This is a genomic window from Streptomyces sp. AC558_RSS880, from assembly GCF_019049255.1.
Lineage (GTDB): Bacteria > Actinomycetota > Actinomycetes > Streptomycetales > Streptomycetaceae > Streptomyces.
This window is the reverse complement of the sequence record NZ_JAGMUJ010000161.1, coordinates 62570-81782: the sequence shown is the minus strand read 5'-3', so window position 1 is coordinate 81782 and position 19213 is coordinate 62570. Positions and strand designations below refer to the sequence as shown.

The 19213-nt window shown below is 72.6% G+C and carries 20 protein-coding genes; 9 read left to right on the top strand and 11 right to left on the bottom strand.

Annotation, left to right across the window (positions count from 1 at the left end; genetic code table 11):
- The first annotated feature begins 67 nt into the window (after positions 1-67).
- The 4 genes from KUM38_RS36435 (at position 68) to KUM38_RS36420 (ending at position 3273) form a co-directional block, all read left to right on the top strand.
- Positions 68-664 carry a hypothetical protein gene (locus KUM38_RS36435; RefSeq protein WP_217136141.1) on the top strand — a complete coding sequence of 199 codons (597 nt, stop codon included), beginning with the start codon at positions 68-70 and terminating at the stop codon, positions 662-664.
- A 53-nt stretch (positions 665-717) separates the two neighbouring features.
- Positions 718-1326, top strand: coding sequence for a DUF1349 domain-containing protein (locus KUM38_RS36430; protein WP_217136138.1), 609 nt, complete (start codon positions 718-720; stop codon positions 1324-1326).
- Between the two features lie 87 nt (positions 1327-1413).
- Positions 1414-2124, top strand: coding sequence for a DsbA family oxidoreductase (locus KUM38_RS36425; protein WP_217136136.1), 711 nt, complete (start codon positions 1414-1416; stop codon positions 2122-2124).
- Between the two features lie 96 nt (positions 2125-2220).
- Positions 2221-3273 carry an aminotransferase class V-fold PLP-dependent enzyme gene (locus KUM38_RS36420; RefSeq protein WP_217136134.1) on the top strand — a complete coding sequence of 351 codons (1053 nt, stop codon included), beginning with the start codon at positions 2221-2223 and terminating at the stop codon, positions 3271-3273.
- Positions 3274-3440: 167 nt separating this feature from the next.
- On the opposite strand, the gene thpD is transcribed toward KUM38_RS36420, so the two are convergent.
- From thpD to KUM38_RS36395, 5 genes are all read right to left on the bottom strand, one after another.
- Positions 3441-4340: an ectoine hydroxylase gene (gene thpD, locus KUM38_RS36415; RefSeq protein ID WP_217136132.1), complete on the bottom strand. Its 900-nt coding sequence runs from the start codon at positions 4338-4340 to the stop codon at positions 3441-3443.
- Between the two features lie 6 nt (positions 4341-4346).
- The gene (locus KUM38_RS36410) at positions 4347-4745 is read right to left on the bottom strand and encodes an ectoine synthase (protein WP_217136130.1); all 399 of its coding nucleotides are present in this window, start codon (positions 4743-4745) and stop codon (positions 4347-4349) included.
- A gap of 35 nt (positions 4746-4780) precedes the next feature.
- Positions 4781-6052 carry a diaminobutyrate--2-oxoglutarate transaminase gene (gene ectB, locus KUM38_RS36405; protein WP_217136128.1) on the bottom strand — a complete coding sequence of 424 codons (1272 nt, stop codon included), beginning with the start codon at positions 6050-6052 and terminating at the stop codon, positions 4781-4783.
- A 78-nt stretch (positions 6053-6130) separates the two neighbouring features.
- Positions 6131-6637 carry a diaminobutyrate acetyltransferase gene (gene ectA / locus KUM38_RS36400; protein WP_217136126.1) on the bottom strand — a complete coding sequence of 169 codons (507 nt, stop codon included), beginning with the start codon at positions 6635-6637 and terminating at the stop codon, positions 6131-6133.
- Between the two features lie 440 nt (positions 6638-7077).
- Positions 7078-8178, bottom strand: coding sequence for an aminotransferase class V-fold PLP-dependent enzyme (locus KUM38_RS36395; protein WP_217136124.1), 1101 nt, complete (start codon positions 8176-8178; stop codon positions 7078-7080).
- Between the two features lie 186 nt (positions 8179-8364).
- Here KUM38_RS36395 and KUM38_RS36390 point away from each other — a divergent pair, with 186 nt between their 5' ends.
- Genes KUM38_RS36390 through KUM38_RS36375 form a run of 4 tightly spaced genes read left to right on the top strand, consistent with a single transcriptional unit; the run spans position 8365 to position 11958 of the window.
- Entirely contained in the window at positions 8365-9216 is an 852-nt protein-coding gene (locus tag KUM38_RS36390; RefSeq protein WP_217136122.1) for an ABC transporter substrate-binding protein, read from the top strand.
- A 4-nt stretch (positions 9217-9220) separates the two neighbouring features.
- Positions 9221-10057 carry an amino acid ABC transporter permease gene (locus KUM38_RS36385; protein ID WP_217136120.1) on the top strand — a complete coding sequence of 279 codons (837 nt, stop codon included), beginning with the start codon at positions 9221-9223 and terminating at the stop codon, positions 10055-10057.
- The gene (locus KUM38_RS36380) at positions 10054-10845 is read left to right on the top strand and encodes an amino acid ABC transporter ATP-binding protein (protein ID WP_217136118.1); all 792 of its coding nucleotides are present in this window, start codon (positions 10054-10056) and stop codon (positions 10843-10845) included. The genes KUM38_RS36385 and KUM38_RS36380 overlap by 4 nt, the downstream gene beginning before the upstream one ends.
- A 21-nt stretch (positions 10846-10866) precedes the next feature.
- Positions 10867-11958, top strand: a complete 1092-nt coding sequence (locus KUM38_RS36375) for an amidohydrolase family protein (protein WP_217136116.1) — start codon at positions 10867-10869, stop codon at positions 11956-11958.
- Between the two features lie 152 nt (positions 11959-12110).
- Here the strand turns inward: KUM38_RS36375 and cobC are convergent, their stop codons facing one another.
- Genes cobC through cobM form a run of 6 tightly spaced genes read right to left on the bottom strand, consistent with a single transcriptional unit; the run spans position 12111 to position 18383 of the window.
- Positions 12111-13178, bottom strand: a complete 1068-nt coding sequence (cobC, locus tag KUM38_RS36370; protein WP_217136114.1) for an Rv2231c family pyridoxal phosphate-dependent protein CobC — start codon at positions 13176-13178, stop codon at positions 12111-12113.
- The gene (locus KUM38_RS36365) at positions 13168-14073 is read right to left on the bottom strand and encodes a sirohydrochlorin chelatase (protein ID WP_217136112.1); all 906 of its coding nucleotides are present in this window, start codon (positions 14071-14073) and stop codon (positions 13168-13170) included. Before KUM38_RS36365 ends, cobC begins: the two co-directional genes overlap by 11 nt.
- Entirely contained in the window at positions 14070-14657 is a 588-nt protein-coding gene (locus tag KUM38_RS36360) for a precorrin-8X methylmutase (protein WP_217136111.1), read from the bottom strand. The genes KUM38_RS36365 and KUM38_RS36360 overlap by 4 nt, the downstream gene beginning before the upstream one ends.
- Complete coding sequence (cobJ, locus tag KUM38_RS36355; RefSeq protein ID WP_217136110.1) at positions 14654-16336, bottom strand: precorrin-3B C(17)-methyltransferase; 1683 nt, start codon at positions 16334-16336, stop codon at positions 14654-14656. Before cobJ ends, KUM38_RS36360 begins: the two co-directional genes overlap by 4 nt.
- Positions 16333-17568, bottom strand: a complete 1236-nt coding sequence (gene cbiE, locus KUM38_RS36350; protein WP_217136109.1) for a precorrin-6y C5,15-methyltransferase (decarboxylating) subunit CbiE — start codon at positions 17566-17568, stop codon at positions 16333-16335. The genes cobJ and cbiE overlap by 4 nt, the downstream gene beginning before the upstream one ends.
- A complete protein-coding gene (gene cobM, locus KUM38_RS36345) occupies positions 17565-18383 on the bottom strand; it encodes a precorrin-4 C(11)-methyltransferase (RefSeq protein WP_217136108.1) in 819 nt (272 codons plus the stop codon). Before cobM ends, cbiE begins: the two co-directional genes overlap by 4 nt.
- Before the next feature lie 95 nt (positions 18384-18478).
- On the opposite strand from cobM, the gene KUM38_RS36340 reads away from it, so the two are divergent.
- Positions 18479-19207 (top strand): ZIP family metal transporter, encoded by a 729-nt coding sequence (locus KUM38_RS36340; protein WP_217136107.1) that lies wholly within the window; start codon positions 18479-18481, stop codon positions 19205-19207.
- Positions 19208-19213 lie beyond the last annotated feature (6 nt).

Sequence of the window (19213 nt, the reverse complement as noted above, 5' to 3'; positions counted from 1 at the left end):
GGCGACGATGGCTCCGCCGGACGCACACGGGCGACGGCGCGGGACCGACGACTCGGGGAGCGGAACAGTGGACAGTGCGAAGCAGTGGACCGGCGGACGTTTCACCGTGCGGCAGAAGGTCGCCCTCGCGACCTACCGGTACACCGTGAGCGAGTTGCTGCCGGACGGCTCCGACGGCGGGGTCCTCGCCTTCGCCGAGCTGAAGCGGTTCTCGCTCAAGGACGAGGTGACCTTCTACGCCGACGAGTCCAGGACGCGGGTCTCCTTCACCGTCAAGGAGCGCAGCCTCTCCGACGTCGACGACGGCTACGACGTGCGGGACGCGGAAGGCAACCCCATCGGCGCGTTCGAGGAGAAGACCCTCGCCTCCCTGCTGCGCTCGACGTGGGTTCTGGACCAGCCGGGTTCGCCCGCGGCCGTCGGACGGGAGCGCAACCGGTTCGTGGCCGTGTTCCGCCGCGTCTGGGGCTTCCTGCCGCTGGACCAGGTGCCGTTCCTGTGGCCGTACCACTTCGACTTCGAGACGGACGGCAAGCCGGTGATGACGGTCGACAGGAAGTTCGGGCTGCGCGACCGCTATGTGGTGGACATGATCGCGCCCGATCTGGACCCGCGCCTCGCCATCGCCCAGGCCGTGGCCCTGGACGCGTTCCAGGACCGCTGACCGGGACCACCCCCGGGCCTCCGGCGCCGGGCCCGGCCTGGAAGACTTCCGCCATGGACCTGGACATCCCCGAACTGCCCTTCCCCCTGCGCACCTACGGCCCCGACGGCCACTGGTCCCACGAGGACGGCGTCCTCACCGGATGGGCCGGACCCCGGCAGGACCGTTTCGTGCCGCCCACCGACGAGGCCCTGGACCCCGCCTCCGACGCGCCGCGCCTGCTGGGCGCGCCCGAGGGCGACTTCCAGCTGATCGCCCGCGTCACGGTCGGCTTCGCCGCCTCCTTCGACGCCGGCGTCCTCTACGTCCACGTGGGTGAGCGGGCGTGGGCCAAGCTCTGTCTGGAGTACTCGCCGGCCGTGCCCACCGTCTGCACGGTGGTCACCCGGGGTCACTCCGACGACGTCAACTCCTTCACCGTCGACGGCAGTTCCGTCTGGCTCCGGGTGAGCCGCACCGGGCGTGCCTTCGCCTTCCACACCTCCCGGGACGGCGAGCGCTGGACCTTCGTCCGTCTCTTCACCCTCGGTGACGAGAAGGAGACCGGGGCCGCGCTGGTCGGCTTCATGACCCAGTCGCCGATGGGAGAGGGCTGTGTGGTGACGTACGACCACATCGAGTACCGGCCCCACTGGCCGCGTGATCTGCGGGACGGCAGCTGAGGGAAGGGAATGAAGGCGGCTCGTTGAATGTTCACGTAGTCGCCGGAGGGAGTCTCCGTACCCGTACGAGCTGGAGTGCCGATCACGATGCGCGTCGAAATCTGGTCCGATATCGCCTGCCCCTGGTGCTATGTCGGAAAGGCCCGCTTCGAGAAGGCGCTGGCCGCCTTCCCGCACCGTGAGCAGGTCGAGGTCGTGCACCGTTCCTTCGAGCTGGACCCGGGCCGCGCCAAGGACGACATCCAGCCGGTGATCTCGATGCTCACCAGGAAGTACGGCATGAGCGAGGCGCAGGCCGAGGCCGGCGAGGACAACCTGGGCACCCAGGCCGCCGCCGAGGGCCTGCCCTACCGCACCCGGGGCCGCGACCACGGCAGCACCTTCGACATGCACCGCCTGCTGCACTTCGCCCGCGAGCAGGGCCGCCAGGTCGAGCTGCTCGACCTGCTGTACCGGGCGAACTTCGCCGAGGAGCGGTCCGTCTTCAACGACGACGAACGGCTCGTCGAGCTCGCCGGAGCGGCCGGCCTCGACGCCGACGCGGTGCGCAAGGTGCTCGCCGACCCGGAGGCGTACGCCGACGAGGTGCGCGCCGACGAGCGCGAGGCCGCGCAGCTCGGTGCGAACGGTGTGCCGTTCTTCGTGCTGGACCGCACGTACGGTGTCTCCGGCGCCCAGCCGGCCGAGGTGTTCACCCAGGCGCTGACGCAGGCCTGGGGCGAGCGCTCGCCGCTGCGGCTGATCGACGGCGACGCGGAGGCGTGTGGCCCGGACGGATGCGCGGTGCCCCAGAACTAGGAGGCGCAGGTCAGCGCGTACGCATAAGCCTTCCTTTGCGATATCGCGCGGAACTCGGCAATGGACGGGGAGGTCCCGGGGCCGCAGAGTGGTTCCATGGAGACCTTCGAGAACCTCGTCCGTGCCGAGTTCACCCCGAAGAACACCTACCTGAACACCGCGAGCAGCGCCCTCCTGCCCGCCCGTACCGTGGCCGCGCTCCAGGACGCCGCGCGGCTGCGCGCGGAGGGCCGTGCGCTGGATCCGCTGTTCGCCGACGTCGAGGCGTGCCGGGCCGCGTACGCCCGGCTGGCCGGCGTCCCGGCCGAGCGGGTGGCGGCCGGGGCCACGGTCGCCCTGCACTCCTCACTGGTCGCGGCCTCGCTGCCGCCGGGCGCCGAAGTCCTCACCGCGGAGGGTGACTTCACCTCCGTACTGAACCCCTTCCACACGCGCGGCGACCTCAAGGTGCGGGCCGTGCCGCTGGAGCGGCTCGCCGACTCCGTCCGGCCCGGCACCGCGCTGGTCGCCGTCAGCGCCGTGCAGTCCGCCGACGGCCGGATCGCCGACCTGCCCGCGCTGAGCGAGGCGGCCCGGAACCACGGGGCGCGCACCTACGTCGACTTCTCCCAGGCGGCCGGCTGGCTTCCGGTGGCGGCCGACACGTACGACTACAGCGTCTCCATCACCTTCAAGTGGCTGCTCGGCCCGCACGGCGCGGCCTTCCTCGTCGTACCGGAGGACTTCGGTGATCTGACGCCGGTGCAGGCGGGCTGGGTCGCGGGGGAGAGCCCGTGGGACAGCTGCTACGGCCCCGTCACCGAACTCGCCCACTCCGCCCGGCGGTTCGACTCCAGCCCCGCCCTGCTGGACTACGCGGGACTGCGGGCCTCCCTCGGACTCGTGGAGGAGATCGGCGTGGACGTCATCCGCGCCCACGACCTGGCCCTCGCCGACCGGTTCCGCGCCGGGCTCGCCACCCTGGGCCACACGCCCGTGCCCGCACCCGGCTCGCCGATCGTGTCCGTGCCCGGACTGGGCCGTCTGCAGCCGGAGCTGGCCGAGGCGGGCGTGCAGGTGTCGAACCGCGCGGGCAATCTGCGGGCGTCCTTCCACCTCTACAACACGGCCGCCGACGTGGACCGGCTGCTGGACGCGCTGTCCGGCTGACCACGGGCGGACACACGGGCACACGGCAGCGGGCCGGTGCCTCCTTGTCCCACACGAGGAGGCCCGGCCCGCGGTCTGTGTCACGCGGCTACTTCACCGGCGTGAAGTCCCGCGCCCCGATGCTGTGACGCCCGGGGGCAACCCCCGGACCCCCGGCCGGGTCGGGCTCACCGGACGGGAGTGAAGTCCCGCGCCCCGATGAACTCCGGCCGCCGGATCGGTGCCGCGAACGGCTCGACCGCCGTGTTCTCCACGCTGTTGAAGACGATGAACACGTTGCTGCGCGGGAACGGCGTGATGTTGTCACCCGAGCCGTGCATGCAGTTGCAGTCGAACCAGGTCGCCGAGCCGGCCTTGCCGGTGAACAGCTTGATGCCGTACTCCGACGCCATCCTCGTCAGCGCCTCGTCGGACGGCGTCCCCGCGTCCTGCATCTGCAGGGACTTCTTGTAGTTGTCCTTCGGCGTGGCCCCCGCGCACCCGAGGAACGTCTTGTGCGACCCCGGCATGATCATGAGACCGCCGTTGGTGTCGTGGTTCTCGGTGAGCGCGATCGAGACCGAGATGGTGCGCATGTTCGGCAGGCCGTCCTCGGCGTGCCAGGTCTCGAAGTCGGAGTGCCAGTAGAAGCCGCTGGCCCCGAAGCCCGGCTTGACGTTGATCCGCGACTGGTGGACGTAGACGTCCGAGCCGAGGATCTGCCGGGCCCGCCCGACCACCCGCTCGTCGCGCACCAGGTTCGCGAAGACCTCGCTGATCCTGTGCACTTCGAAGACGGACCGGATCTCCTTGGACCGCGGCTCCACGATCGAGCGCTCGTCCTCGCGAATCGCCGGGTCGGTGATGAGCCTCTCCAGCTCCCGCTGGTAGACGCCGACCTCGTCCGGTCCGATGAGCTGGTCGACGGCGAGGAAGCCGTCGCGCTCCAGGGCCTGCAGGTCACCGGCCGAGACGGGACCGGGCGTGTCCGGGGAGCCCCAGACGACCGGGTCCTGCCGGGGCGTCGCCACCTCGGTGGCGCCGCGGGTGGGGTAGAGGTCGGTGACGTTCGTGGTCGTGGTGGTCACGGTGACTCACACCTCCTCGGTGAGCAGCGGGTAGACGCCGTTCTCGTCGTGGTCCTCCCGTCCGGTGACGGGCGGGTTGAAGACACAGATGCAGTGGAAGTCCTCCTTGACCTTGAGCGTGTGCCGCTCGTGGCCGTCCAGGAGGTACATGGTGCCGGGCGTGATGGTGTACGTCCGACCGGTCTCGCGGTCGGTCAGTTCGGCCTCGCCCCGGGTGCAGACGACGGCCTCGATGTGGTTCGCGTACCACATCGACGTCTCCGTACCCGCGTACAGGATCGTCTCGTGCAGGGAGAAGCCGACCTTCTCCTTGGCGAGGACGATGCGCTTGCTCTCCCAGGTGCCGGACGCCGATTTCACGTGCCGGTCGGTGCCTTCGATCTCCTTGAACGAACGGACGATCACGGTGTTGCGATGCCTCCTCGGCTCGGATGTGTCTTTCAGGCGGTTTCCCGGACGGCGCGGGCGAGAGTGGTCAGACCCTCGTCCAGTTCGTCCGGGGTGATGGTCAGGGACGGCAGCAGCTTGACGACCTCGCTCTCGGGGCCGGACGTCTCGATGAGCAGCCCCAGCTCGAAGGCGCGCTGGGCGATGCGGCCCGCGCGCTCCTTGTCGTGGAACTCCATGCCCCACACCAGGCCGCGGCCGCGGTACTCCTTGACGTCGGCGAGGTTCTCCTCGGTGATGGCGATCAGCGCCCGCTCGACCTGCTCGCCGCGCGCACGGGTCTGCTTCTCCATCGCGGAGCCGTCGGCCCAGTACGCCTCCAGAGCGGCGGTGGCGGTGACGAAGGCGGGGTTGTTGCCGCGGAAGGTGCCGTTGTGCTCGCCCGGTTCCCAGACGTCCAGTTCGGGCTTGAACAGGGTGAGCGCCATGGGCAGCCCGTAGCCGCTGATCGACTTGGAGACGGTGACGATGTCGGGCGTGATGCCGGCCTCCTCGAAGGAGAAGAAGGCGCCGGTGCGGCCGCAGCCCATCTGGATGTCGTCGACGATCAGCAGCATGTCCTGGCGCTCGCACAGGTCGGCCAGGGCGCGCAGCCACTCGGGCCGGGCGACGTTGATGCCGCCCTCGCCCTGCACGGTCTCGACGATCACGGCGGCGGGCTTGTTGAGGCCGGAGCCCTGGTCCTCCAGGAGCCGCTCGAACCACAGGAAGTCCTCGACCTTGCCGTCGAAGTAGTTGTCGAACGGCATCGGCGTGCCGTGCACCAGCGGGATGCCGGCGCCGGCCCGCTTGAAGGCGTTGCCGGTCACGGCGAGCGAGCCCAGCGACATGCCGTGGAAGGCGTTGGTGAACGACACGATCGCCTCGCGCCCCTTCACCTTCCGGGCCAGCTTCAGCGCGGACTCCACGGCGTTGGTGCCCGTCGGGCCCGGGAACATGACCTTGTACGGCAGGTCGCGCGGGCGCAGGATCCAGTTCTGGAAGGACTCCAGGAACGCGCGTTTGGCCGTCGTCGACATGTCGAGGCCGTGGGTGACGCCGTCGCGCTCCAGGTAGTCGATCAGGGCCCGTTTCAGCACGGGGTTGTTGTGCCCGTAGTTGAGTGAGCCGGCTCCGGCGAAGAAGTCGAGGTACTCGTGGCCGTCCTCGTCGTACATGCGGCTGCCGTGCGCACGGTCGAAGACGGTGGGCCAGCCGCGGCAGTAGCTGCGCACCTCGGACTCGAGGGTCTCGAAGACACTGAGGTCGGGCTGGGTGATGGTCACGACGAATCGCTCCTCGGTGGTGTGGGAGGTCAGAGGGAGTCGGAAGAAGTCGGAAGATCAGGGGTCCGGGCCGCGCGGTCAGCGGGTGAGCGGCCCGATGCGGTACAGCACCTCGGGGTCGTGCGGTCCGTCGGGGAACTGGCCGGCGTCGAACAGCACCTCGCGCTCCAGCAGGGCGCCGTGACGCTCCGCGAACGCGGTGAACAGGCGCTCGGACGCGGTGTTGCCCGGCGTGATGGTGGTCTCCACGGTGTCCACGCCGTGCTCCTCGGCGGTCCGGGCGGCCAGTCCGTCGAGCAGGGCGGCGGCGAGGCCGCGGCCGCGGTACGACGCGTCGACCGCGACCTGCCAGACGAGCAGGGTGCGCGGGCTGTCCGGCCGCAGGTATCCGCTGACGAAGCCGATCGGCTCTCCGCGCTCGTCGCGAGCGACGGCCGAGGTGGCGGCGAAGTCACGGCACCACAGCAGATAGCTGTACGACGAGTTCAGGTCGAGGACCTTCGAGTCCCTGGCTATCCGCCACAGCACGGCTCCGTCCGCCACGGTGGGGCGGTCGATTTGCAGGTCTGTTTGTGCGGCAGTCATGCGAATTGAACTTACCCAGGTAAATTCGAAATTGCATCGTCTGCCGGGGTTACGTGCCGACTTGGTCTGTGTTATCGCGCGGGCGGGCGGGTCCGCGCGAGAACTCGACCGGATGCACCATTTGTCCTGGTGGATAAGGTGCAAATCGTGCGCGCTGTGGAACCGGTCACACCTGCGTAACTCCCGAAACTCCTTGCTTGCCGTTCACGAAATCGTGGCGTTTAGGGGCGAGGAAAGCGGGCAGAAGAAGACGGGAAGCTGCTCCGTGGAATAATCGAAAAATAAGCGAAAGAATGCCGCCGAACAATTCCGGAATCAGTGTTCTCCGTCAGCCCGTCCGGCGTTCGGGGACGAGGCCCGAAGGGCCGAAGGGAATCCGGGGGCGGGAAGGGGAAGGAGCGGCGGGGGCGAGGAACCACGCCCACGCCCCCGCCCAGGGCTCAGCGCCAGGCCTTCTCGGCCGCGCTCAACGCCGCCGGCAGGTCCACGACCGCACCCGCCTCCGCCAGCGCGGTCCCCAGCCCCGTCAGACACGCCCGCACCGCCCCCGGCGTCGCCTCGGGGCCGTAGTGGTTGACCCGGATCATCTCCTTGGCGAGCGCGCCCCCGCCCGCGGCCAGCGGAAGGGCCGGGTCGGCGGCCAGGGCGCGGGCGACCAGGTCCGCGGCCACCGTGCCGGACGGGGCCCGCAGGGTCGTGGCGACGGGCGCCGCCTCCGCCGCGTCACGGACGTACGGTTCCAGCCCCCCGCCCAGCGCGAGCGCACCCGCGCGGGTGGCCGCCGCGGCCGCCGCGTGCCGGGCCATCACGGTGTCCAGCCCCGCCGCCTCGATCCGCTCCACGCACGCCTCGAGCGCCAGCATCTCCAGCTGCGCCGGAGCGTGCAGCAGCGTCTTGCGGCCGCCGTCGATCCAGCGTTCCTTCCAGTCCAGCAGCGACAGGTACGAGCGGCGCGGCGCCCGCGGGTTCGCCGCCATCCGCTCCCACGCCCGCTCGCTCACCGACACCGCCGAGACCCCGGCGGGACCGCCCATCGCCTTCTGCGCCCCGATCACGCACAGGTCCACGCCCCACGCGTCCGGCAGCACCGGCTCCGCCCCGATCGACGCCACCGCGTCCAGGTAGAACAGCGCCCCGTGCGCCCGCACCACCTCGCCGATCTCCGCGACCGGGTTGGTGTTCCCGGTCGCCGCCTCCGCGTGCACCAGGGACACGAAGTCGATCTCCGGGTGCTCCGCGAAGGCGGCCCGGACCTGCTCGGCCGTCACCGCCGTGTGGAACGGCACCGCCAGATCGATCACGGTGGCGCCGCAGTCCCGCAGCCAGTCGCCGAAGGTCTGCCCGTAGGGGCCGGTGATGACGTTCAGCGCGGTCGTGCCGGGACCGGCCGTCGCGCGGATCGCGCCCTCCAGCGGCAGCAGGGCCTCACCCTGCATGATCACGACGTCCTGCCCGGTGCCCAGCAGCCGTGCCACCCGGTCCTCGATCGAGGCGAAGCGCGCGGCGCCCAGCGGGGGCAGATCGAGGAGGAGGTGGGTCACGGCGGTGCTCTCTTTACTTCGCGACTGCGCGGGTACGTACGACGAAGTCGAGGGTAAACCTTCGCCCGGGGTGCGGCCCGACCGCAGGGTTCTCAGGCCGGGCGACCCCGCGACCATCGGTTTGGTTTGAGGCCCTCAAACCTCTCCTTATAATCGGAACTCACAGTTCCCTGACAGGAGGCTCCCGTGAAGACGCTCCTCGGCCGCCGGACCCGTGTTCTGGCCGCCACCACCGCGACGGCCGGGCTGGTCCTCCTGTCCGCCTGCACCTCCAGCGACGACGGAGGCAGCGGCTCGAAGACCGCCGCCGGCGGGGTCGAGCTCGTCAAGGCGGGGCAGCTCACCACCTGCACCCACCTCCCGTACCCGCCCTTCCAGTCGGAGATCGACGGCAAGGTGCAGGGCTTCGACGTCGCGCTGATCGACCTGGTCGCCGACGACCTGGGCGTGAAGCAGGAGATCCTCGACACGCCCTTCGAGAACTTCAAGACCGGCGCCTTCCTCAACTCCGGCGAGTGCGACCTGGCCGCGGCCGGCATGACCATCACCGAGGAGCGGAAGAAGAACGTCGACTTCTCCGACCCGTACTTCAACGCCACCCAGGCCGTCCTCGTCGACAAGAAGAGCGGCGTCAGCTCCCTCGCCGACGTGAAGTCCGAGAACGTCAAGCTGGGCGCGCAGGCGCAGACCACCGGCGAGGACTACGTCAAGGGGCAGGGCTTCGACCCGGTCTCCTTCGAGTCCTCCGACGCCGTCCTCAACGGCCTGCGCACCGGCCAGGTCAAGGCCGTCGTCATCGACTACCCGGTCGTCCAGGGCTGGCTGAAGGACAAGGCCAACGCCGACGCCTTCGAGGTCGCCGAGCAGATCGACACCGGCGAGCAGTACGGCTTCACGGTGAAGAAGGGCAACACCGAGCTGCGCGAGGCCGTCGACAAGGCGCTCGCGGACGCCAAGGCCGACGGCACGTACAAGAAGCTCTACGAGCAGTGGATCGGCCCGTACGACGAGTCCGCCGCCTCGCCGGCCGCGTCCTGAGCCCATGACCGACACGGAGAAGCAGCGACTCCAGCCGAAGAAGAAGGGCCTGACGCGGCGCCAGAAACGCGGTCTGTCGCGCGGCATCCAGTACGCCGTCTTCGTCGCGGCCGTGATCGCCTTCGCGGTCACGGCCGACTGGGACCGGCTGCAGAACCAGTTCGCGCAGGCCGACATCGCCGAGCGGATGTTCCCCGACGTCATCACGCTGGCGCTGAAGAACACCGTGCTCTACACGGTCACCGGCTTCGCCGTCGGACTCGCCCTCGGCATGGTGATCGCGCTGATGCGGCTCTCGTCCGTCGGGCCCTACCGCTGGCTGGCCGGCGTCTACATCGAGATCTTCCGCGGCCTGCCCGCCCTGCTGATCTTCATCTTCATCGGCGTCGCCGTGCCGCTCGCCTTCCCCGGCACGGAGATCATCGGCGGCACCTACGGCAAGGTCGCCCTCGCGCTCGGCCTGGTGGCCGCCGCGTACATGGCGGAGACGATCCGGGCCGGCATCCAGGCCGTGCCCAAGGGACAGATGGAGGCGGCCCGTTCGCTGGGCTTCTCGCCCGCCCGGGCCATGGTCTCCATCATCATCCCGCAGGCCTTCCGGATCATCCTCCCGCCGCTCACCAACGAACTCGTCCTGCTCTTCAAGGACTCCTCGCTGGTGCTGTTCCTCGGCGTCACCCTCGAGGAACGCGAACTCTCCAAGTACGGCCGCGACCTCGCCAGCCAGACCGCCAACTCCACCCCCATCCTGGTGGCCGGGCTGTGCTACCTGCTGATCACCATCCCGCTCGGCTTCGTCGTGCGCCGCATGGAGGCCAAGGCCCAGGAGGCCGTGAAATGAGCCGACCGGAGATCCGCGTCAGCGGTCTGCACAAGTCCTTCGGCGACAACCGGGTGCTGCGCGGCATCGACCTGGAGATCGGCCAGGGCGAGGTCGTCTGCGTGATCGGCCCGTCCGGGTCGGGCAAGTCGACCCTGCTGCGGTGCGTGAACCTCCTGGAGGAGCCCACCGGGGGCCAGGTCTTCGTCGGCGGTACCGAACTCACCGACCCGGACGTCGACATCGACGCCGTACGCCGCCGCATCGGCATGGTCTTCCAGCAGTTCAACCTCTTCCCGCACCTCACGGTGACCGAGAACCTCACGCTGCCGCAGCGCAGGGTGCTGGGGCGGGACAAGGCGCAGGCGGCGAAGGTGGCCGCCGAGAACCTCCGGCGGGTGGGGCTGGCCGAGAAGGCCGACGCCTACCCGTCCTCCCTCTCCGGCGGCCAGCAGCAGCGCGTCGCCATCGCCCGCGCACTGGCCATGGGCCCCGAGGTGATGCTGTTCGACGAGCCGACCTCGGCGCTCGACCCCGAGCTGGTCGGCGACGTCCTCGCCGTCATGCGGATGCTCGCGGACGAGGGCATGACGATGATGGTCGTCACCCACGAGATGACCTTCGCCCGCGAGGTCGCCGACCGGGTCGTCTTCATGGACGGCGGAGTGATCGTCGAGGACGGCACCCCCGAGCAGGTCATCGGCCGCCCCCGGCACGAACGCACCCGCCACTTCCTCTCCCGCCTCCTCGACCCCGCCATGGCGGACGTGGAGGAGGAGACCTCGGACCAGGTGGGCGGGTCCGGGTAGCGCCTCATTAGGGTGCCGGGTATGAGCGAACGAGCGGTGCTGCACGTGAAGGGGCGGATCCTCGTCGGCCCGGACGAGGTCCGCGACGAACTGTGGGTCGTCGACGGGCGGATCTCCTACGACCGTCCCGCCGGCGCCCGCGACATCCGCACCGTCACCGGCTGGGCGCTGCCCGGCCTGGTCGACGCCCACTGCCACGTGGGTCTCGACCGGCACGGCGCGGTCCCCGCGGACGTCGCCGAGAAGCAGGCGCTCACCGACCGCGACGCCGGCGCCCTGCTGCTGCGCGACGCGGGCTCGCCCTCCGACACCCGCTGGATCGACGACCGTGACGACCTCCCGAAGATCATCCGGGCCGGTCGGCACATCGCCCGCACCCGCCGCTACATCCGGAACTACGCCTGGGAGGTCGAACCCGACGACCTCGTCGCGTACGTCGCCCAGGAGGCCCGGCGCGGCGACGGCTGGGTGAAGCTGGTCGGCGACTGGATCGACCGCGACCTGGGCGACCTGTCCGCCTGCTGGCCGCGCGGCGCCGTGGAGGCGGCGATCGCCGAGGCGCACCGGCTGGGCGCCCGTGTCACCGCGCACTGCTTCGCCGAGGACTCCCTGCGGGACCTGGTCGAGGCCGGCATCGACTGCGTCGAGCACGCCACGGGCCTCACCGACGACACCATCCCCCTCTTCGCCGAACGGGGCGTCGCGATCGTCCCCACCCTCGTCAACATCGCCACCTTCCCCGCGCTCGCCGACGGCGGCGAGTCCAGGTTCCCCCGCTGGTCGGCCCATATGCGCCGGCTCCACGCACGCCGCTACGACACCGTGCGCTCCGCCTACGACGCCGGCGTCCCCGTGTTCGTCGGCACGGACGCCGGCGGCACCCTCCCGCACGGCCTGGCGGCCGACGAGGTCGCGGAACTGGCCAAGGCCGGCATTCCGCCGGTCGAGGCGCTGGCCGCCGGGACCTGGGCGGCCCGCGCGTGGCTGGGCCGCCCCGGCTTGGAGGAGGGCGCCCCGGCGGACCTGGTGGTCTACGACTCCGACCCGCGCGCGGACGTCCGCGCGCTGACGGATCCGCGCCGGGTGGTGCTCAACGGGCGCGTGGTCGGATAGGGCGGGGCGCCGTGCCCCGGAACCGGAACCGTTTCCACGCTGGGTGCACGATCGCTCCCCCCGCCGCCCCTTCCCGTCCCGAACCTGGGGCTCCGCCCCGGACCCCGCTCCTCGAACGCCGGAGGGGCTGATTTTCAGCCCGCGGGGGCGCATCAGGCTGTTTCCAGCACCTGCCCCAGCGCGCACAGGAACCCGTCCACCGTCCCCCGGTCCCGCACCGCCAGCCGCAGCCACCCCTCGTCCAGCCCCGGGAACGTGTCCCCACGGCGCACCGCGTAGCCGAGGGCGCGCAGCCGTCGTCGTACCGTCGCCGCGTGCGGCAGCCGGACCAGGACGAAGGGCCCCTCGGCGGGTTCCACGACCCGCAGACCGTGGACGGCGAACTCCCGCAGCCCCGCCACCAGATGCGCGCGGTCCGCCGCGACGAGGCGGGCCGCGCCGGCCGCCTCCGCGAGGGCCGCCGCCCCCACGCACGCCTCCGCCGCCGCCAGCGCCGGCGTGGACACCGGCCACAGCGGCTGCGCGCGCTCCAGGTCCGCGACGGTCTCCGGGGCCGCCAGGACGTAGCCGACGCGCAGCCCCGCGAGGCCCCACGTCTTGGTGAGGCTGCGCAGGACGACGAGACCGGGGACGTCCGTCCGCCCGGCCAGCGCCTCGCGCTCGCCCGGCACCGCGTCCATGAACGCCTCGTCCACCACCAGCGTCCGCCCGGGGCGGGCCAGCCCGGCGACGGCGGCGGCCGGGTGCAGCACCGACGTCGGGTTCGTCGGGTTGCCGATCACCACCAGGTCCGCGTCCTCCGGCACCGCCGCCGGGTCCAGCCGGAAGCCGTCCGCCTCCCGCAGCAGCACCCGGTCCACCGTGTGCCCGGCGTCCCGCAGCGCCGCCTCCGGCTCCGTGAACTGCGGATGCACCACCACCGGCCGCCGCACCTTCAGCGCCCGCGCCAGCAGCACGAACGCCTCCGCCGCCCCGGCCGTCAGCAGCACCCGCTCCACCGGCAGCCCGTGCCGCGCCGCCACCGCCGCCCGCGCGGCCCGCCCGTCCGGGTAGGCGGCGAGCCCCGACAGCGACCCGGCGATGTGCTCCCGCAGCCACCCCGGAGGCGTGTCCGCGCGGACGTTCACCGCGAGGTCGACCAGCGCGGAGCCGTCGTCGCGGACCTCGGCGTCCCCGTGGTGCCGCAGATCGTGCCCGCCGGCCGTCGGCTCAGTGCGCATGGGAGTGCGCGTGGCCGTGCCCGTGATGGTGGTGGCCGTCGTCGTCCGGGTGGAAGTGCGGCTGCTGCGGCTGCCCCACCTTGTCCTCGAAGCCGGGCAGCGCGATCCGGTACACGCACGAGTCGCAGTTCATCCGCAGATCACCCTTCACGGCCTCCTCGTACCGCTCCCACACCAGATCCAGCAGCTCCGGCTCGGGCCCGATGACGTCCGCAGAGCGCACCTCCGTCTCCGGGTGCGCCGCCGCCCACTCCTCGGTCTGCAGCCGCACCCGGTCCGGCAGGATCCCGGTGAACAGGAAGTACGGCAGGACCACGACCCTGCGCGCCCCCAGCCGCGCGCAGCGGTCCAGGCCGCCCGGCACGTCCGGCGCCGCCAGCGACACGAACGCCGTCTCCACGCCCGCGTACCCGCGCCCCTCCCACAGCAGCCGCGCCGCCTTGAACACCTCGGCGTTGGCGTCCGGGTCCGTCGATCCGCGCCCCACCAGGAGCACGGTCACCTCGGCGGGGTCCCAGGAGGGGTCGACCGCCTCCGCCAGCCGCCGCTCCAGCACGCTCAGCAGCGCGGGGTGCGGGCCCAGCGGACGGCCGTAGGTGTACGAGATCCCGGGGTGCCGTTCCTTCTCGCGGGCCAGCGCGGCCGGAATGTCCCCCTTGGCGTGCCCGGCGGACACCAGCATCAGCGGCACGGCGGCGAACCGCCGCGCCCCCCGCTCCACCAGCTCGGCGACGGCCTCGCCCAGCGGCGGCGGGGACAGCTCGATGAAGCCGCCCGCGACGGGCAGTCCGGGGTGGCGGCGCCCCAGCTCCCGCACGAAGTCACGGAACGCCTCCGCTCCGGCGTCGTCCCGGGTGCCGTGGCCGGCGATGAGCAGGGCGGGCGGGGTGGTCACAGGTTCTCCTCGGACGAAACGGTGTGGTACAGCAGGGCGTTGAGCGCGGCGGCGGCGACCGCCGACCCGCCCTTCTCGGACACGTTGCTCACGGCGGGCAGCCCGCTCTCCCGCAACGCGGCCTTGGACTCGGCCGCGCCGACGAAACCGACGGGCAGCCCGATGACGAGCGCGGGGGAGGCGTCCAGGGTCAGCAGTTCCTCCAGGGCGGTCGGCGCGCAGCCGATCACCCACAGGGCACCGGGCCCGACCTCCTCGTACGCCAGCCGCACGGCGTGCGCCGAACGCGTCAGGCCGGGACCGGCGACGGCGTCCCTCAGCCGGCACACGGTCTCCCGCCGGGTGATCCCGGCCGCGACCATCTCCACGTCCACCACGACCGGCGCCCCGGCGTGCAGCGCGGCGTGCGCCTTCGCCAACTCGCCCTCGTCCATGACGAGGTCGGACGCGTACTCCAGGTCGGCCGCGGAGTGGACGACCCGCTCCACGACCGCCCGGGTCAGCGGCGGGAAGTGCGAGGTGTCGAGGCGGGCGCGCAGCCGCCGGAAGGACTCCTGCTCGATGGGGTGCACCACGCGGTTCACCGCGCCTCCTCCTGCCAGCGGTAGCCACGCGGGGTGACCATGCGCCCCGCGATCTCACGGGTCGCCGTGTTGCCCACGGTCACGACCGTCATCATGTCGACCGTCGCCGGATCGAGCGCGGCCAGCGTGGTCAGCCGGCTCGACTCGTCCGCGCGGGACGCGTTGCGCACGACCCCGACCGGTGTGGCCGGCTCCCGGTGCTCCGCGAGGATCGAGAGCGCCTTCGGCAGCTGCCAGTCACGGCCCCGGCTGCGCGGGTTGTAGAACGTCACCACGAGGTCCGCCTCGGCCGCCGCCCGCACCCGCCGCTCGATGACCTCCCACGGTGTGTGCAGGTCGGACAGGCTGATCGACACGTGGTCGTGGCCCAGCGGCGCCCCCAGGACCGCCCCGGCCGCCAGCGCCGCCGTCACACCGGGCACCCCGACCACGTCGATGTCGTCGGACGCCTCCGCGAGCGCCGGGGACGCCATGGCGTACACCCCGGCGTCCCCGCTGCCGATCAGCGCGACCGCCTGTCCGCGCCGGGCCTCGGCGACGGCCGTGCGGGCCCGCTCCTCCTCCGCCCCGAGCCCCGACTCCAGCACCCGCGTGCCCGGCCGCAGCAGATCGCGGATCTGGTCGACGTACTGGTCGAGCCCCACCAGCACGGAGGCGCGCCGCAGTTCGGCCTTCGCCCGCGGGGTGAGCAGGTCCCGGGCGCCGGGCCCCAGCCCCACCACCGCGAGCCGCCCGCGCCCCGGCCGCCGTACGACGGCACAGGTCGCCATCGCGGGCCGCGCCGCCGACTTCCGCTTGGGCACGAGCAGTTCGCCCCCGCCCACCAGCGCGGCGGCCTCCGCGACCGACGGGGTGCCGACGGCGGCCAGCGGCGCGTCCGACGGGTTGGGCACCTCGACCCGCGCCAGCTCCTCGGCCGCGTACGTCACCAGGGGCACCCCGAGCCGCCGGGCCGCCGCCACGATGCCGGGCTCGTCGGCCTTGGCGTCCACGGTGGCCAGCCCGGCGAGCGACGCCGCCGACAGCCCGGCCCCGCGCAGGGCGTCCTCGATCAGGCCGAGCACCTCGTCCGCGGGGGCGCCCTTCGAGGCGCCGACGCCGACGACGAGCGTGGGCGGCCGCAGCACCGCCTCCCGCTCGCCCGGCTCGACCAGCCGGTCCGTGACCCGGATCGTGTACGACCCCCCGTCCGCGACCGGCAACGGCGGCAGCGGCCAGGCCACCTCGGCGCGCAGCGCCACCGCCTCGCCGTCCAGCAGGGCCCGCGACACGGCGGCGACGTTCCCCTCCACCGGCAGACCGAGGGTGTCCAGACCCGGCAGACCGGCCGCGTCGGTCGCCGTCGTCACCACCGGCTCGGCGCCCAGCACCTCGCCGACCGCGCGGGCCAGCTCGTTCGCCCCGCCGCCGTGCCCGCCGACCAGCGACACCGCGAACCGTCCGCCCTCGTCGACACAGACCACGCCCGGGTCGCTCGCCTTGTCGTCCAGCAGCGGTGCCACCAGCCGCACCACGGCCCCCGTGGCGAGGAAGCACACGAGCTGCTCGCACTCGGCGAACGCGGCCCGTACGGCGTCCGGCACGGGACCCTCGTACACGCGCGTACGGTCCGGCCACACGGCGGCCAGCCGGTCCCGCGCAGCCGCTCCGGCGGCGGTGGCGGAGATGAGGCCGATCACTCGTCGACTCCTTCTTTGTGCGCCGGGAGCCTGACGCCCCACAGCAGGAAAACGGGATTGGTCGCCGCGAGCCGGGTCACGTCCCCCGGCAGCGGCGCGAGCCGCGACGACTGCACCAGCACGCCGTCGCAGGAGAAACCGGCGTCCGTCAGCGCCGCACGGGCCGCCGGAACCCGGTCGAGGGCCGCCATGGCGATCACCACGGTCCGTCGGGCCCGCCGCGCGCACGCCGTGACGACGGCCGGCAGCTCCCGCCCGCCCCCGCCGACGAACACCGCGTCGGGGTCCTCGTCGAGGCCGGCCAGCACATCCGGCGCCGCCCCGTGCACCACGCGCACGTCGACCCCGTGCGCGGCGGCGTTGGCGCGGACCCGCTCCACCCCGTCCGCCGCCTTCTCGACGGCGGTGACGGCGGCCCCCAGCCGCGCGCACTCCACGGCCACGGACCCCGACCCCGCGCCGACGTCCCACACCAGCTCACCGGGGCGCGGCCCGAGCCGGGCCAGGGCCAGGGCCCGCACCTCGAACTTGGTGATCATGGAGTCGCGGTGGTCGAACTCCGCTTCGTCCAGCGCCCAGCCGGCGGGCTGCCCGACGCCGCCCGCGACGGTCCGTACGGGCCCGAGAGCCCGCGCCTCGTCCAGGCACAGCACCACGCTCACCGCCGCACCCCAGTCCCGCGCGGCGGCCTCGGCGGGCGTCACCCGCTCCACCCGCTCCCGGTCGGAACCGAGCGCGGAGGCGACGACCAGCACGCGCCCGGTGTCCCGCAGCGCCGCCCCGAGCTCGGCCGGCCCCGCCCCAGGACCCGTCAGCACGGCGACCTTCGGATGCGCCCGGCACAGATGCACCGCCGTACGCGGATCCCGCCCGTGCGCGCTGACCACCACGGCGTCGTCCCACGTCAGCCCGGTCCGCGCGAACGCGGCGGACACGGAGGAGACACCGGGCCGCACGTCGAGCCGCTCCGGACCGAACCGCTCGGCCAGCGCCCGCACGATCCCGAAGAACCCGGGGTCCCCGGAGGCCAGCACCACGACCGGCCGCTCCTCGGCCACGTACTTCCCCACGGTGTCGAGCGCGGGCGCCAGCGGCCCGAGCACGACCTGCTCGGCCCCCTCCGGAAGCCGTACGGCGTCCAGGTGCCGCCGCCCGCCGACGACCAGTTCCGCCCCCGCCGTCACCTCGGCGTCGACCGTCGCCCCGGCCCCCATCCCGACGACGGTGATCACGTGCTCGCACCCCGCGAACGCAACGCCCGGCGCGCCTCGGGATCGGCCTTGCGGAAACCGTGGAAGTGACCCGGGTGGTACAGGTGCGAGCGGGTGCCGTGCGCGGCGAGCGCCGGACCGACCAGGAACAGCGTGTGCTTCCACAGCTTGTGCTCCTTGACCGTCTCCTCCAGCGTGCCGATCGTGCACTTCACGACCAGCTCCTCCGGCCAGGTCGCCTGGTACGCGACGACGACCGGCGTGGACGTCGGATAGCCGCCCTCCAGCAGCTCCCGCACCAGCTGCCCGCTGCGGGCGGCCGACAGGAAGACCGCCATGGTGGTGCCGTGCCGCGCGAACTCGCGGACCTCCTCACCCGGCGGCATCGGCGTCTTGCCGCCGCCGAGCCGGGTCAGCACGACCGACTGCGCCACCTCGGGAATGGTCAGCTCGCGCTGCGCGAGCGCCGCGACGGCCGAGAAGGACGACACCCCGGGCACGATCTCCGTCGCGATGCCGAGCTCCGCGCACCGGTCGACCTGCTCCTGCGTCCCGCCCCACAGCGCGGGGTCGCCCGAATGGATCCGCGCGACCTTCAGCCCTTCCGCGCGGGCCCGCTCGTAGACGGCCACGACGTCCTCCAGGGACATCGTCGCCGAGTCGAGGATCTCCGCGCCCTCCCGAGCGTGCTGGAGGACCTCCTCCTGCACCAGGCTGGCGGCCCAGATCACGACATCGGCCTCGGCGATGGCGCGGGCGGCGCGGAACGTCAGCAGATCGGCGGCGCCGGGCCCGGCCCCGACGAAGGTCACCTTGCCGGTGGGGGCGTCGGCCATGGGAATCGGTCCTCTCCTGTGCGTGGTCAAAGTCGGTGGGCGGTGAGCGGCTGTCACGCGTGCGCGACCGGCCGTCGATCGGATACGAAGAACACATGGCGGTCCTCGTCGCGCTCGGCGCGTTCCTGATGACGCTGGCCGGCGGCTGGGCGGCGCACCGCGTGACCGACCGCCGCCACCTGGTGCTGGGCCTGGCCGGCGGCCTGATGCTCGGGGTCGTCGGCCTCGAACTCCTCCCGGAATCCCTGGAGGCGGCCGGCACCGAGGTGTACGGCGTCCCCGCGGCCCTGCTGTTCTTCGTCGCCGGTTTCCTGCTGGCCCATCTGGTGGAACGCCTGCTGGCCCACCGGCAGGCCGCGCACGGCGCCGAGGAGAGCAACGGCCGCACGCCCGAAGTGGGCCTCACCGCCGCCGCCGCGATGGTCGGCCACAGCGCCATGGACGGCGTGGCGATCGGCGCGGCCTTCCAGGTCGGCGGCGGCATGGGCGCCGCCGTCGCGGTGGCCGTGGTCGCCCACGACTTCGCGGACGGCTTCAACACGTACACGCTCACGCGCGTCTACGGCAACGCCCGCCGCCGCGCGCTGACGATGCTGTTCGCGGACGCGGCGGCACCGGTCGTCGGCGCGGCGTCGACGCTGTTCTTCACCCTCCCGGAACCGCTGCTCGGCGGCTACCTCGGCCTGTTCGGCGGGGCCCTGCTCTACCTCGCGGCGGCCGAGATCCTGCCCGAGGCCCACCACGAACACCCGGCCCGCTCCACCCTGCTGTGCACGATCGCGGGGGCGCTGTTCGTCTGGCTGGTGGTGGGCGCCGCGCACTGAGCACCG